This window comes from Bradyrhizobium sp. CCGUVB23, from assembly GCF_024199885.1.
In the GTDB taxonomy this organism is placed as follows: domain Bacteria; phylum Pseudomonadota; class Alphaproteobacteria; order Rhizobiales; family Xanthobacteraceae; genus Bradyrhizobium.
In genome coordinates, this window is the sequence record NZ_JANADQ010000001.1 from 8,925,482 (window position 1) to 8,937,220 (window position 11,739).

The window sequence follows — 11,739 nt, forward strand, 5'->3', positions numbered from 1 at the left end:
TCGCTGGTGGACGGCGCGCAGCCGGACCGCTCTTCGCGGCCCATTTATCGCCATCATCAGCAGCGCCGCAAGGCCGCCCGCCGCAGAGCCCCATTACGGCATCTTGAACGCGAAAGGCGTCATGGAGATCGCCTTCTCCTTGAAGCAGGACGGTGAGCCGTGCCCGCCGCAATAGCCGCCGTGCAATTCGAAGCGCATGGTGCGCGCCGCGCCCCGCTTCATCGGCATCGGCTTGATCTCGTAGTTCCGGACATAGCCGTCGAACACGCGGCGCAGATCGCCGTTCGAAAGCGTCACCAGGATGTCCATGACGCAGCCGCCGCTGCTGCAATAGGCGGCCTCGCTGCCAGCGCATTTGGTGTCGCGGAAATCGACGATGTAATCGTCGCGGCCATCGCCGGTGAGATCGATCTCGCGCACCGTATCGGGCGCAAAGCTCACCGCGCCGCCGCCCTGGCTTTGGCATTCCTGATGAGCGTAGTGCAGCGCCTTCTGCACCTCGCTGGGGTAATCGGCCGGATTGAACGGTTTTGCATCCTCGGCGCGGGCAAGGCCGCCGGCGAAGAGAACGCAGATCAGGATCAAGGGTCTCATTCGCTTTGGTCGTCGCGGTCGCTTCGATCGTTCAGGGAATCTTAAACATGATCGGCAACCTTGACCTGTCTCCGCGTACAGAGTTCCTGACCATGTCCAAAGCGCCCGCTTTTCTCCTGTTGTCGCTGGCGCTCGCCGGATGTGCAGCGGCCCCGCAAGCGCGGCTCGCCACCGATCCCGCTTTCGCCCCGGCGCGCTACGCCTGGGACGGTGCAGGTGAGGATCCCAATCAGCCGCGACCGGCGCACACGCCACGCACCGCCGCCCGAACCAGCCAGGACAAATCGGTCGCGGCGACCCAGCCTGCCTCGAAGGAGTGGTCACAGGCTCAGGACAGAATCGAGGCCGACCAGGAGTCGCAGGTCAAGCGATCGATCGTCATCTGCAAGGGCTGCCTGCGGCCGCAACCTGCGGAGGATTCGCGTCTCGCCAAGGCCGCCGATTGAACCAAACCGCCGCCACAAGATCCTACTGAGATACACCGCCGGCCGGACATTCCGGTCTATAAGCGCGGGTAGAACCGATCTCAGGACATCCCATGCTCACGCGCCGCACCTTCGTCGCAGCCTCTCTTCTCGCCACCGTCAACGCGGCCGCCGCGCACGCCCCGCCAGCCAGCGATCCCGTCGCGATCCTGACCGCGATCTACACCCGCGCCGCCAAGGGCAAAGGCGATGGCGGCGGCGCCTTCATCATCGAGACCAAGGCGGCCAAGGCGAAATATCTCTCGAAATCGCTGGTCGCGCTGTGGGCCAGGGCCGATGCGCACACGCCGAAGGGCGACGTCGGACCGGTCGATTTCGATCCCGTAACCAACTCGCAGGAACCGGACGTCAAATCCTTCAAGCTCGATACCGAAAAGCTCGAGTCCGACAAGGCCACGATCGCGGTGACCATCGCCGGTCACCGCAACGACCGCAAACCCGCCGACCAGGTCGTGCGTTATGAGTTCGTGCGCGAGGCCAACAGCTGGAAGATCGACGACATCACGGGCTCATCCGACGGGCAACCCTGGTCGATCCGCAAGATGCTGACGGACTCGCTGAAGAGCTGACGGGAGGAGACATGAGCGGCGTCATCGACAACAAGGCCCATCACCGCTTCGAGCTCGAAGTGGATGGCCATCTCGCCACCGAGCACTACCGGCTCGACGGCAACGTCATCACTTTCGAGCATACGGAGGTGCCGAAAGAGCTCGGCGGCAAGGGCGTCGGCTCAAAGCTGGTGCAAGGCGCGCTCGACCAGGTCCGCGCCGCAGGATTGAGCCTGCTCCCGCAATGTCCGTTCGTGAAGGCCTGGATCGACAAGCATCCAGACTACGCGGATCTGGTAGCGAGATGAGGAGCGCAGGCCCGTCGATTGCGTGACGGGCCTGCGCATCTCTATGACCTATTGCCCATGCCTCAGCATGTCCTGGTCACTCTGGTCCCAGTCCTGCCATAGCTGAAGCGCGCCGAGCAGCACCACCACCGCGCCGAGGCTGGTGTGGTAGACGCGCAGAAAGCCTTCGCCGGAATAGCCGAGGACATAGGGCGAGACGATCAGCCAAAGCCCGACCAGGATCGTCGCCACCTCCTGCCAGCGCTGCAACGCAACATATTCGAGCTGGCTGAGGCCAAACACGACCAGGCCAACTGCGACCGTGTTCAGGATCACCGCCTGGTGTCCGACGATCGTTTCATGATCCTGGACGGGAAACCACGGCGACGCAACGATCAGCGCGCCGAGCACCATCCCGCACCAGTCTTCCCATGTTCGATGAGTATTCAGAAAACCAAAGTCCGACATCGTAACCTCCTACACAAGAGGCATACGTCGGCGGCTGGCAATCACGACACTCCGAATGTTCAGCGACCCTGCCGGCCGCATTCGGGCGTATGTCCTGGAGAACACGTGGGAACCGGCTGCGCGGTTGCAAGGGCGACACCGTGGTTTTTTGCCAGCGAAGCGGTGCGACGCAAACAACAACCTGCGGGGTTGATCCAACCAAGGCGCGTGCTCATCAGGGCGCGCACAAGGTCCGCTGTGCCCCTGATAGCGGCGCAAGAGCGGACCTCACTAGTGGTCCGAGTTGGGCCTCGCTCCAATCAAGCGGCGATACTTGTCAGGCTCCTTAGCGGCCGTAGGGGAAGCAGCGGTTGCGATCGAGTGTGAGACCGAAATGCGCTCCCAGTGCAGCGATGGCCGCGTCCTGCTGAGGATAAGGATCGGCATTGGATGCGGCAACGATGATGATCCGGAACCCGCCGCGATCCTTGCCACCCGGTGGCAGCATCGCTGTAGTTAGTGCATTGCCCTCCCTGTCGCGCAGCGTGAGGAAAAGCGGCATCTCTCGCTGTACATGGGCCTCGAGGCCGATGTCGCGCTCGATCGCGTTGGGCCGCTCGGGACGCCAGGACTGGACTGCCTTCTCCCGCTCGCGGCGGAAATATTTCTCAACTGTGTGGCCCATCAGGCGCGACTCATGCATCGCCTCACCTTCCGTCTCGATACGGAACCAGGTCTTTCCCTTCGGCGCGTCGCAAACATACTGCATTTCGCCCGTCCTGCGATCGCGGCAATTCTAGGGCGGCGGGCCTGCAAAGCCAATATGAGACTAGCTCCCATGTATAGCGCTGCACGATCAGAGGGGCTAAGAGTTCTTGATTGGACGTTGAAGTTCTAGTGAGCCCAAACAATACTAGGTCGACCGGAATAATCCTGTTCAGGAGCGTCCCGATGCATGACGTAAGGGAAAAGCAACGCGAAGCCCGCCGGAAGATCATTCGCCAATGGGCGAAGCTTCCGAAGGATAAACGGCAGTCTATGGAGGGGATTTCTGAATTCGCCAGGACCGCCGCTCAGCAGAACGAGAACGCATTCGTCCGCAGTCATCGCGATCCGTATCAGAAGATCATGGGATGGCTATTGCCGCGTGCTCATCTCTGAACGACTGAGTCCTCTGCACATCCTTCGAAGGCGACACCGGGTTCTTCAGCTTGACCCGATGTGGCGAACGGCCCGCGCGACTTAGGGAGCAAACCACGCACCTTGTCGCAAACCACATTGAGCGGGATTTTGTGAATCCGATCAGGCGACGCCCGATTTCCGTTTAGGGTCCACGAGCAGCAATGCTCCGACTGATCGCAAGATTTCCGCTTGACCATCAGACAGCTGACGTCTGCGCCTTCATGAATACACGCCCTACAGCGCACCCAGCCTCTGCAGCGCCTCGCGTGCGGTCGGCAGGCCTGGTTTCAACTCCAGCGCCTTGCGGAAGTCGGCGATCGCGCCCTGCTTGTCGCCGAGCTGCATCCTGGCTTGGCCGCGGTTGTTCCAGGAAAACGCATCCGAGGGATCATATTGTAGCGCCTTGTCGTAGTTGGCAAGGCCGCCTCTGATGTCACCCTGAAAGAGGCGGATCATGCCGCGATTGCGCCAGCCGCGCGCGTCGGTCGGCGCCAGGCGGATCGCCTCGCCATAGTCAGCGGCGGCGCGATCGAGCTGCTCGCTATCGCGATAGACGTTGCCGCGGTCGATGTAGGCCAGCAGATCGGGCGCAAGCTTGATGCGCGCCGTGTAGTCGGCCAGCGCATGCGCCATGTCGCGCTTGCGATAGTAGGCCAGGCCGCGGTTGCCGTAAGCCATGGCATAGTTGGTATTGAGCTTGATGGCGGTGTCGTAGTCGTCGATCGCACCATCGAGGTCGCCCTTGTTGTAGCGGGACTCGCCGCGATTGTTGTAGGCAATCGCCAACGTCGGATCGAGCTTGATCGCCTGGTCGTAGTCGGCGATAGCGCGATCGAAATCGTGCTTGAAGGCATAGACGCGCCCGCGATTGTTGAAGGCGCAGGCGGAGGTCGGATCGATCTTGACGGCCTCGTCGAGATCGCTGAGCGCGGCATCGAGCTCGCGCTTATCGGTCAGGCCATGGCCGCGATTGCAATAGGCGGCGGCGAGCTTGCGGCCGGTCTCGCTCTTTCCGTCGATCACCGCCGAGCAGGCCTTGACGCGATCGTCCAGCGCGCTCGTGGTCCCGATGCAGACGTCCCAGGCCTGCGACGCCGCCTCGCCGTCCGCGGCCGATGCCGGCGCAGTCCAGGCAAGCGTCAGCACAGCCAGCGAAGCCAAAAGACCGACCGAGACACGCATGCGACGGATATCTCCCCTGCAACGGTGTCCGTTGGTCGCGCCTTGGCAGAGACGGGTTCATACGCCTAGATCAGGCCTTGCAAGGACGGGGGGGGAAGGGACTGGCATGTCGGCATCGGTACGCGACAACGAGGACAAAAGCCGCTTCGAGCTCGATGTCGGCCAGGAGGTCGCCTTCGCCAATTACCGGCTGACGACCTCGGCGGTGATCATCACCCACACCGAGACGCCGCGCGCGCTGCGCGGCCGCGGCATCGCATCCGAACTGGTGAAGGGCGCACTGGAATTGATCCGGCGAGATGGTAGGAAGGTCGTCGCCCGCTGCGGCTTTGTCGTCGACTATCTCGACAAGCACCCGGAATATGCGGATCTCGTTGCGTAAGGCCGGACACTAAGAGGCCAGACACCAAAAAGGCCCGCGATCTCGCGGGCCTTTTTCAACGTCGACGGCGCTTGCCGTCAGTGCTTGATCTCCGGCGGCAGCTTGCCGCCATTGGCGGCGAGCTTGGACATCACCTGCTTGTGCAGCCAGACGTTCATGGTGGCGGAATCGTTGGTATCGCCGGTGTAGCCGAGCTCCTTGGCGAGCTCCTTGCGCGCAGCAAGGCTGGAGTCGATGTCGAGCGCCTTCATGAGGTCGACGATCGAGGTGCGCCATTCCAGCTTCTCGCCCTTGTGCGCGGCGACCGCCTTGTCGACGATCGCGGCCACGTCCACGGTCTGCGCGGGTGCGGCGGATGGCGCAGCGGAAGGTGCGGCCGACGGCGCCGAGGCTGAAGGAGCGGAGGCCGAAGGCGCGGAGCCTGCCGGCGCTCCGCCGGAGGTCGCTCCGCCGGCCGGCGCAGCCGCGGCAGGATGGCTGCCGAAGATCGCGCTGGCGATTTTACTGAAGATGCTCATGTCTGCTCCCCGAAAAGGATCGGTTGGAAGGGCCTGAGGTACCAACACTATAGACCAAGTTTCTGTGTCGCGTCCGCTGCTCGAGCGAAGCATGTCACAGCATCAGCTTATCTGCGGCGAAATGACGACCGAATGACATATTCGTGGTTGCACTGCGACATCGAATTTCACCCAGGCGTGAGGGACAGCTCCTGCGAATGGGAGTACGCTTTCATTTCAGTTCGCGATCCCCGCCGGTCTTCGCGTCTGGTCTGGAATCGCGATTGTCTGGGAAATAGCGGCCGCTTGCGCCGTTTGTCGGCGCAGCATTCGGCTGCGCGGCAAGGGAGCAAGCGATCATGGCCACACTCTACCACGGCAATGTCCCCAGTATGGCCCAGCCTGCTGATGCGGCTGGACCGGTCATCCGAACCATCCAACTGTCCGATCTGCATGACGCGCTCAAGCGCGGCTGGGAGGATTTCAAGGAGGTGCCGAGCCACGCCGTCGTGCTCTGCATCATTTATCCGGTGCTCGGCCTCGTGCTCGCACGCGTTGCAATGGGCTATTCGGTGATACCGCTGTTGTTTCCGCTGGCCGCGGGCTTCGCGCTGATCGGCCCGTTCGCGGCGCTCGGCCTCTATGAACTCAGCAGCCGGCGCGAACGCGGCGAGGACGCCAGCGCCTGGGACGCCATGGACGTGCTGCGCTCGCCCTCCTTCGGGGCCATGCTCGGGCTCGGCACGCTCCTGCTCGCGCTGTTCGTGACCTGGGTTGCGACCGCGCAGGCGATCTACGTGGCGGCATTCGGCTATGAGGGCGTCACCGGTATTTCCGATTTCCTCACGCGCGTGCTGACGACGCCGCAGGGCTGGTGGCTGATCGTAGTCGGCTGCGGCGTCGGCTTCCTGTTCGCGCTCGCCGCGCTCTGCATCAGCGTCATCTCGTTCCCGTTGATGCTCGACCGGCACGCCACCGCGGGCGAAGCCATGGTGACCTCGCTGCGCGCCGTGGCGAAGAACCCGGCGCCGATGGCGGCCTGGGGCGTGATCGTCGCAGCGCTGCTGGCGCTCGGAACCATCCCGGCGTTCCTCGGCCTCGCGGTCGTCATCCCCCTGCTCGGCCACGCCACCTGGCATCTCTATCGCAAGGTGATCGTGTCCGATCCCAATGCACGGCATGACGCGCCGCCGCCGCGCCCGCGCAAGCCGGCTGCTGATTTTCCCGCCAACCTGTTCCCCTGGCGGAATCGATCGGAGTGAAACGGAAATCACGTTGCTGCGAGTCCGCCGGTTGATCGCTTGCGGACTCGCCCGATATCATTCCTTTAACCCTGCTCGTGCCTGAGTAGACGCCACCGGCCCATGGGCCTTGTTTTAGCCGCGGTTGGAACCGACATTCCGCACCGCCGGTCATGCCACATCATTGGATCGATCCGTTCGAATGACCCCGACGATTTCTCGTCTCGCCCTCGCAGCCTTCGCCCTCACCGCCTCGATTGCCTCAGCCGGGCCCGCGCTCGCCGCATCTGCCTGCGGTTCGGGCAATTTCGATGCCTGGGTTGCCGACTTCAAGACCGAAGCTGCCGCCAAGGGCATCTCGCAGCAGGCGATCACGGCCGGCCTTGCCGGCGTCACGCTCGATCAAACCGTACTGTCGCGCGACCGTTCGCAAAAAGTCTTCAGCCAGAGTTTTGAGGAGTTCTCAGGCCGCATGGTGCCGCCGCGCATGCAGCGTGGCTCCAACATGATGAAGCAGTACGGCTCGGTGCTGTCGCGGATCGAGCAGACCTATGGCGTGCCCGGCGAGGTGCTGGTCGCCATCTGGGGACTGGAGACCGATTTCGGCGTAAACACCGGCAAGTTTCCGACGCTGCGCTCGCTCGCGACGCTTGCCTATGACTGCCGGCGCGCCGAGCAGTTTCGCGGCGAGCTGATGGATGCGCTGCGCATCGTTCAGCGTGGTGATCTTGCGCCGAACGAGATGAAGGGCGCCTGGGCCGGCGAGCTCGGCCAGACCCAGTTCATGCCGTCATCCTGGATGAAATATGCCGTCGACTTCGACGGCAATGGCCGGCGCGACCTCCTGCACAGCGCGCCCGACGTGCTCGCCTCGACCGCCAATTATCTTGCGAACTACGGCTGGCAGCGCGGCAAGGATTTTGAGCCCGGCGGCCCCAACTTCGCGGTGCTCCAGCAATGGAACAAGAGCGAGGTCTACGCCAAGACGGTCGCCTCTTTCGCGACCCAGCTCGCGCGCGCTCCCTAGGAAGTTTCAAAAGAATAGGGGCCGATCGCGTCGCGACCGGCCCTCCTTGGTTTCCTGGCGTTACTTGCCCGCGGTGGCGTGCATCGCCTTGTTGAGGTGCGCGCCGCACACACCCATCTTGCCGTTCAACAGCGCGTCCTGAGCCGCAGCGATCTCCTTCTGCGCGGTGAACTTGCTGTCACCGTCGGACATGTTCTCGATCGCGGTCTCGGTCTGCTCGAGATTGGTCGCGCTGCATCCGCCCATCTTCTTCGCGGCCTGCGCGGGAGCGACGGCGAATGCGACGGCGGCAATTGCGATGACCCCTAGTAACGTCTTCATTGTTACCTTCCTTCTCTTATTGTGCGCAGCCCGACGTCATTGCCGGAATCTGCGGGCGAGATTGTTCGTCGACCGCCGCAAGTTTCGAGAATGAATTCCCCGCGAGAACCGCGTGAAGTTGCGCGGCGTGCAGAGCCTCATGCGAAAATTCTGATTTTCATTACAGTTTTGTAATTTGGCTCTTGCACGCTCGGCGTGTGTGCATCGCAGCGAAGACAATGGGAGACGCGGTCGGGGTCGCGCAGACCGAGATTGGGCCTCTGACCAGGGCAAGCAGGAATCGATGCCAACTCCGAATCGAAGCGATTGGGCACTCCCGACTCACAACCATCCGACACCAGGTCTTCCCGGCCAACGGCTTCAGATGACAAAACAGTGAACAAGAAATCAGTTCTATGAATCATAATGCATGCGAATCGCGCATACGAGATGGCGGTGCGAATTCCGCCTGGCGGCTTGCGGCGGGCTTGGCGCGACATATTTTTGTAACGGATGGAACCAACAGAAAATGCTATAAATCCGTGATTTCACGGGATGTTATTACGCTCGCAGGTCCGCCGGGGACTAGCTCTTGGGCGGGACTGCCAACCCGTTAATCGATCCTTACTATTGCTATGCGCTCTTCGCTTAGCTGCATCGCAACATCGGAACTTCCGCAGTGCAACAGTCCCATCTATATTCATTTCAACGATGACGCCCAGGTCAAGGGCTGAATCGAACTACAGGAGACTACCATGCTGCTCTCGCTCATCCGTATGATCCACGCGTTCCGGGACTATCAGCGCAATGTTGCTGAACTCTCGCAGCTCAGCGATCGCGAGCTGGCCGACATCGGCCTCGACCGTTCGGACATTCCGCGCGTTGCCGCCGGCGCCTACAAGGGCTGATTGGCCCTTCACGGACCGGACGAACCGATAGCGCCCGCCTCGTGCGGGCGTTGTCGTTTCTGGGGTGAGAAACGCCATCACGGCGATTCCACTCGGCGCTGAAAAGCGCTACCTGTCGCGCCCATGACAGGACCCAATTCCAAGACCGTACACATCATCGGCGCGGGCCTTGCCGGCTCCGAAGCCGCCTGGCAGGTCGCCAGATCAGGCGTATCCGTGGTGCTGCACGAGATGCGGCCGAGGCGCATGACCGAGGCCCACCGCACCGATGGGCTCGCCGAGCTCGTCTGCTCGAACTCGTTCCGCTCCGACGATGCCGCCAACAACGCCGTCGGCCTCCTGCACGCCGAAATGCGCCGCCTCGGCTCGCTGATCATGCGCGCGGCGGATGCCAACCAGGTGCCCGCGGGCGGCGCACTGGCCGTCGACCGCGAGGGCTTTTCCGCCGCCGTCACCAAGGCGCTGAACGAACATCCCCTGATCGAGATCGCCCGCGACGAGGTCGCCGGCCTGCCGCCGGCCGACTGGGACAACGTGATCGTCGCGACCGGCCCCCTCACCTCTGCGCCGCTGGCGGACGCGATCCGCGAGCTGACGGATGAAAACGCGCTTGCCTTCTTCGATGCGATCGCGCCGATCGTGCATCGCGACTCTATCGACATGTCGGTCGCCTGGTTCCAGTCGCGCTATGACAAGGTCGGCCCCGGCGGCAATGGCGCCGACTACATCAACTGCCCGATGACGAAGCAGCAGTATGACGGCTTCGTCGCCGCGCTGATTGCAGGCGAGAAGACCGAGTTCAAGGAGTGGGAGACCAACACGCCCTATTTCGATGGCTGCCTGCCGATCGAGGTGATGGCCGAGCGCGGGCCCGAGACCTTGCGTCATGGCCCGATGAAGCCGGTCGGGCTGACCAATCCGAACGATCCGACGACCAAGCCTTACGCGATCGTGCAGCTCCGCCAGGACAACAAGCTCGGCACGCTCTACAACATCGTCGGCTTCCAGACGAAATTGAAGTACGGCGAGCAGCAGCGCATCTTCCGTAGCATTCCGGGCCTTGAGAACGCGGAATTCGCGCGCCTTGGCGGCCTGCATCGCAACACCTTCCTCAATTCGCCAAAGCTGCTCGACGGCCAGCTCCGTCTGCGCGCGCAGCCGCGGCTGCGCTTTGCCGGCCAGATGACGGGCTGCGAGGGCTATGTTGAATCTGCCAGCGTCGGCCTGATCGCCGGCCTCTATGCGGCAGCGGATGCGCGTGGCGAGCAGCTCGCAAGCCCGCCGGCGACGACCGCGCTGGGATCGCTGCTCGGGCACATCATCGGCGGCCATATCGAGACCATCGAGCCGGGCACGCGCTCGTTCCAGCCGATGAACATCAATTTCGGCCTGTTTCCGCCGCTCGCGACCGTGCCGACCAAAAAGCCCGATGGCACGCGGCTGCGCGGCAACGAGAAGACGGTCGCCAAGAAACAGGCGCTGAGCGCCCGCGCGCTCGCCGATCTCGATCGCTGGATCGCCGATCACCAAAACATCGCCGCAGCGGCGTGAGCCTGTCATGAGCCTACCCAAAGAAGACGCCGCTGATCTCGCGGCGCGCTGGACCGAGGGCGTGCTCCTGAAGCGCGACGTGTTCTCGACTGTCGAGCGCGGCCGATTCAGGAGTGAGCGCGGAGAGGTCGATGCGGTGCTGCGCCGGCTCGACGAGGTGCCGTGGTGGTCGTTCGTGCTGGCGCGCCATCTGTTCGCGCGCGAGAAGCACGCGCTGGCGCTGGCAAAGGGCCTGAACGTCGGTCCTGAGCTGCTCTGGGCCGGCCGCCGCGCGCTGGTCCGCGGCTTCGTCGACGGCGTCGCGCTGCACCTGGCCAAGCCGCACGGCAATGTCGCCTATTTCCGTTCCGCCAAGGACACGCTGCGCCGGCTGCGCCGCGCCGGCATCTGCCACAACGACCTTGCGAAGGAGCAGAACTGGCTGGTCGGCCGCGACGGCCGCGCCTATGTGACCGACTTCCAGCTCGCCGCCTGCTTTGCGCGTCGCGGCCGGCTGTATCGCATTCTCGCCTACGAGGACCTCAGGCATCTTTTGAAGCACAAGCGCTCCTATGCGCCCGAGGCGCTGACGCCCAGGGAGCGCAAGATCCTCGCGAAGAAATCCTTTGCCGCGAGCCTTTGGCTCGCCACCGGCAAGAAGGTCTATCGCGCGATCACCCGCGGACTGTTCAATTTCACCGACCGGGAGGGCGGTGGCCGCAGGCTCGTCAACGACGCGCCAGTGCTCATCGACCTCATTCGCAAGAATCCGGCCGTGCGTGACACCGCCATTGTCGCTTTCGCCGACCGCCGTTCCGGCGTCGGGCTCTACGCCTTCGTCGAGGCCGACCAGTCGGCGCTCGAAGGCCAGCTGCGCAACGAGCTCACGGCTGCGAAGGGACCAAAGCCGCCCGAGCACATCCAGGTCGTGCACGCCCTGCCGCGCGACGCCAGCGGCAAGCCGCGCACCGAGATCCTCCAGCTCGTGGCGATGAACCAGCTCGATCTGATCGAGCCGATGATGACGAGCGACCAGGACCGCGCGTTCCTCAAGGACATCCTGGAGCAGCGCAAGAATTTGCGCGACCGCTTCAATTTCGAGGCGGATTTGCCGTCGAGCTAGCTGCAC

16 protein-coding genes are annotated in these 11,739 nt (G+C 63.4%); 10 read left to right on the plus strand and 6 right to left on the minus strand.

Annotation, left to right across the window (positions count from 1 at the left end; all coding sequences use genetic code 11):
- Nucleotides 1-93: 93 nt before the first annotated feature.
- A complete protein-coding gene (locus NLN62_RS41810) occupies nt 94-594 on the minus strand; it encodes a hypothetical protein (protein ID WP_254112508.1) in 501 nt (166 codons plus the stop codon).
- Between the two features lie 92 nt (nt 595-686).
- Between NLN62_RS41810 and NLN62_RS41815 the strand changes: the two genes are divergently transcribed.
- The 3 genes from NLN62_RS41815 to NLN62_RS41825 all read left to right on the plus strand — a co-directional run bounded on the left by NLN62_RS41815 (nt 687) and on the right by NLN62_RS41825 (nt 1,935).
- Complete coding sequence (locus NLN62_RS41815) at nt 687-1,040, plus strand: hypothetical protein (protein WP_254113842.1); 354 nt, start codon at nt 687-689, stop codon at nt 1,038-1,040.
- Nucleotides 1,041-1,132: 92 nt separating this feature from the next.
- Nucleotides 1,133-1,648, plus strand: coding sequence for a DUF3828 domain-containing protein (locus NLN62_RS41820; RefSeq protein WP_254112509.1), 516 nt, complete (start codon nt 1,133-1,135; stop codon nt 1,646-1,648).
- Between the two features lie 11 nt (nt 1,649-1,659).
- A complete protein-coding gene (locus NLN62_RS41825; RefSeq protein ID WP_254112510.1) occupies nt 1,660-1,935 on the plus strand; it encodes a GNAT family N-acetyltransferase in 276 nt (91 codons plus the stop codon).
- A gap of 48 nt (nt 1,936-1,983) precedes the next feature.
- Here the strand turns inward: NLN62_RS41825 and NLN62_RS41830 are convergent, their stop codons facing one another.
- Complete coding sequence (locus NLN62_RS41830; protein WP_254112511.1) at nt 1,984-2,382, minus strand: SPW repeat protein; 399 nt, start codon at nt 2,380-2,382, stop codon at nt 1,984-1,986.
- Nucleotides 2,383-2,707: 325 nt separating this feature from the next.
- Nucleotides 2,708-3,130 (minus strand): hypothetical protein, encoded by a 423-nt coding sequence (locus NLN62_RS41835; protein WP_027555008.1) that lies wholly within the window; start codon nt 3,128-3,130, stop codon nt 2,708-2,710.
- Nucleotides 3,131-3,312: 182 nt separating this feature from the next.
- Here NLN62_RS41835 and NLN62_RS41840 point away from each other — a divergent pair, with 182 nt between their 5' ends.
- Nucleotides 3,313-3,522 (plus strand): hypothetical protein, encoded by a 210-nt coding sequence (locus NLN62_RS41840; protein WP_254112512.1) that lies wholly within the window; start codon nt 3,313-3,315, stop codon nt 3,520-3,522.
- A 255-nt stretch (nt 3,523-3,777) separates the two neighbouring features.
- Here NLN62_RS41840 and NLN62_RS41845 read toward each other — a convergent pair whose 3' ends face one another.
- Complete coding sequence (locus NLN62_RS41845) at nt 3,778-4,725, minus strand: tetratricopeptide repeat protein (RefSeq protein ID WP_254112513.1); 948 nt, start codon at nt 4,723-4,725, stop codon at nt 3,778-3,780.
- Nucleotides 4,726-4,831: 106 nt separating this feature from the next.
- Here NLN62_RS41845 and NLN62_RS41850 point away from each other — a divergent pair, with 106 nt between their 5' ends.
- Entirely contained in the window at nt 4,832-5,107 is a 276-nt protein-coding gene (locus tag NLN62_RS41850) for a GNAT family N-acetyltransferase (protein ID WP_254112514.1), read from the plus strand.
- Nucleotides 5,108-5,184: 77 nt separating this feature from the next.
- On the opposite strand, the gene NLN62_RS41855 is transcribed toward NLN62_RS41850, so the two are convergent.
- The gene (locus tag NLN62_RS41855) at nt 5,185-5,625 is read right to left on the minus strand and encodes a DUF3597 domain-containing protein (protein WP_027527350.1); all 441 of its coding nucleotides are present in this window, start codon (nt 5,623-5,625) and stop codon (nt 5,185-5,187) included.
- 338 nt (nt 5,626-5,963) lie between these two features.
- Between NLN62_RS41855 and NLN62_RS41860 the strand changes: the two genes are divergently transcribed.
- Together NLN62_RS41860 and NLN62_RS41865 are read left to right on the plus strand one after the other, a co-directional pair.
- Nucleotides 5,964-6,866 (plus strand): DUF2189 domain-containing protein, encoded by a 903-nt coding sequence (locus NLN62_RS41860; protein ID WP_027527351.1) that lies wholly within the window; start codon nt 5,964-5,966, stop codon nt 6,864-6,866.
- A gap of 181 nt (nt 6,867-7,047) precedes the next feature.
- The gene (locus NLN62_RS41865) at nt 7,048-7,872 is read left to right on the plus strand and encodes a lytic murein transglycosylase (RefSeq protein WP_254112515.1); all 825 of its coding nucleotides are present in this window, start codon (nt 7,048-7,050) and stop codon (nt 7,870-7,872) included.
- A gap of 60 nt (nt 7,873-7,932) precedes the next feature.
- Here the strand turns inward: NLN62_RS41865 and NLN62_RS41870 are convergent, their stop codons facing one another.
- Nucleotides 7,933-8,193 carry a hypothetical protein gene (locus NLN62_RS41870; RefSeq protein WP_027527353.1) on the minus strand — a complete coding sequence of 87 codons (261 nt, stop codon included), beginning with the start codon at nt 8,191-8,193 and terminating at the stop codon, nt 7,933-7,935.
- 734 nt (nt 8,194-8,927) lie between these two features.
- Here NLN62_RS41870 and NLN62_RS41875 point away from each other — a divergent pair.
- The 3 genes from NLN62_RS41875 to NLN62_RS41885 all read left to right on the plus strand — a co-directional run bounded on the left by NLN62_RS41875 (nt 8,928) and on the right by NLN62_RS41885 (nt 11,733).
- The gene (locus tag NLN62_RS41875; protein WP_084801802.1) at nt 8,928-9,080 is read left to right on the plus strand and encodes a DUF1127 domain-containing protein; all 153 of its coding nucleotides are present in this window, start codon (nt 8,928-8,930) and stop codon (nt 9,078-9,080) included.
- Between the two features lie 123 nt (nt 9,081-9,203).
- Complete coding sequence (gene trmFO, locus NLN62_RS41880; RefSeq protein ID WP_027527354.1) at nt 9,204-10,631, plus strand: methylenetetrahydrofolate--tRNA-(uracil(54)-C(5))-methyltransferase (FADH(2)-oxidizing) TrmFO; 1,428 nt, start codon at nt 9,204-9,206, stop codon at nt 10,629-10,631.
- A 7-nt stretch (nt 10,632-10,638) separates the two neighbouring features.
- Complete coding sequence (locus tag NLN62_RS41885) at nt 10,639-11,733, plus strand: serine/threonine protein kinase (RefSeq protein WP_254112516.1); 1,095 nt, start codon at nt 10,639-10,641, stop codon at nt 11,731-11,733.
- Nucleotides 11,734-11,739: the final 6 nt, after the last annotated feature.

Bases quoted from the DNA above. Each gene is read 5' to 3' on its own strand.
- NLN62_RS41810 (WP_254112508.1), bottom strand. From the start codon at position 594: ATGAGACCCTTGATCCTGATCTGCGTTCTCTTCGCCGGCGGCCTTGCC.
- NLN62_RS41815 (WP_254113842.1), top strand. From the start codon at position 687: ATGTCCAAAGCGCCCGCTTTTCTCCTGTTGTCGCTGGCGCTCGCCGGA.
- NLN62_RS41820 (WP_254112509.1), top strand. From the start codon at position 1,133: ATGCTCACGCGCCGCACCTTCGTCGCAGCCTCTCTTCTCGCCACCGTC.
- NLN62_RS41825 (WP_254112510.1), top strand. From the start codon at position 1,660: ATGAGCGGCGTCATCGACAACAAGGCCCATCACCGCTTCGAGCTCGAA.
- NLN62_RS41830 (WP_254112511.1), bottom strand. From the start codon at position 2,382: ATGTCGGACTTTGGTTTTCTGAATACTCATCGAACATGGGAAGACTGG.
- NLN62_RS41835 (WP_027555008.1), bottom strand. From the start codon at position 3,130: ATGCAGTATGTTTGCGACGCGCCGAAGGGAAAGACCTGGTTCCGTATC.
- NLN62_RS41840 (WP_254112512.1), top strand. From the start codon at position 3,313: ATGCATGACGTAAGGGAAAAGCAACGCGAAGCCCGCCGGAAGATCATT.
- NLN62_RS41845 (WP_254112513.1), bottom strand. From the start codon at position 4,725: ATGCGTGTCTCGGTCGGTCTTTTGGCTTCGCTGGCTGTGCTGACGCTT.
- NLN62_RS41850 (WP_254112514.1), top strand. From the start codon at position 4,832: ATGTCGGCATCGGTACGCGACAACGAGGACAAAAGCCGCTTCGAGCTC.
- NLN62_RS41855 (WP_027527350.1), bottom strand. From the start codon at position 5,625: ATGAGCATCTTCAGTAAAATCGCCAGCGCGATCTTCGGCAGCCATCCT.
- NLN62_RS41860 (WP_027527351.1), top strand. From the start codon at position 5,964: ATGGCCACACTCTACCACGGCAATGTCCCCAGTATGGCCCAGCCTGCT.
- NLN62_RS41865 (WP_254112515.1), top strand. From the start codon at position 7,048: ATGACCCCGACGATTTCTCGTCTCGCCCTCGCAGCCTTCGCCCTCACC.
- NLN62_RS41870 (WP_027527353.1), bottom strand. From the start codon at position 8,193: ATGAAGACGTTACTAGGGGTCATCGCAATTGCCGCCGTCGCATTCGCC.
- NLN62_RS41875 (WP_084801802.1), top strand. From the start codon at position 8,928: ATGCTGCTCTCGCTCATCCGTATGATCCACGCGTTCCGGGACTATCAG.
- trmFO (WP_027527354.1), top strand. From the start codon at position 9,204: ATGACAGGACCCAATTCCAAGACCGTACACATCATCGGCGCGGGCCTT.
- NLN62_RS41885 (WP_254112516.1), top strand. From the start codon at position 10,639: ATGAGCCTACCCAAAGAAGACGCCGCTGATCTCGCGGCGCGCTGGACC.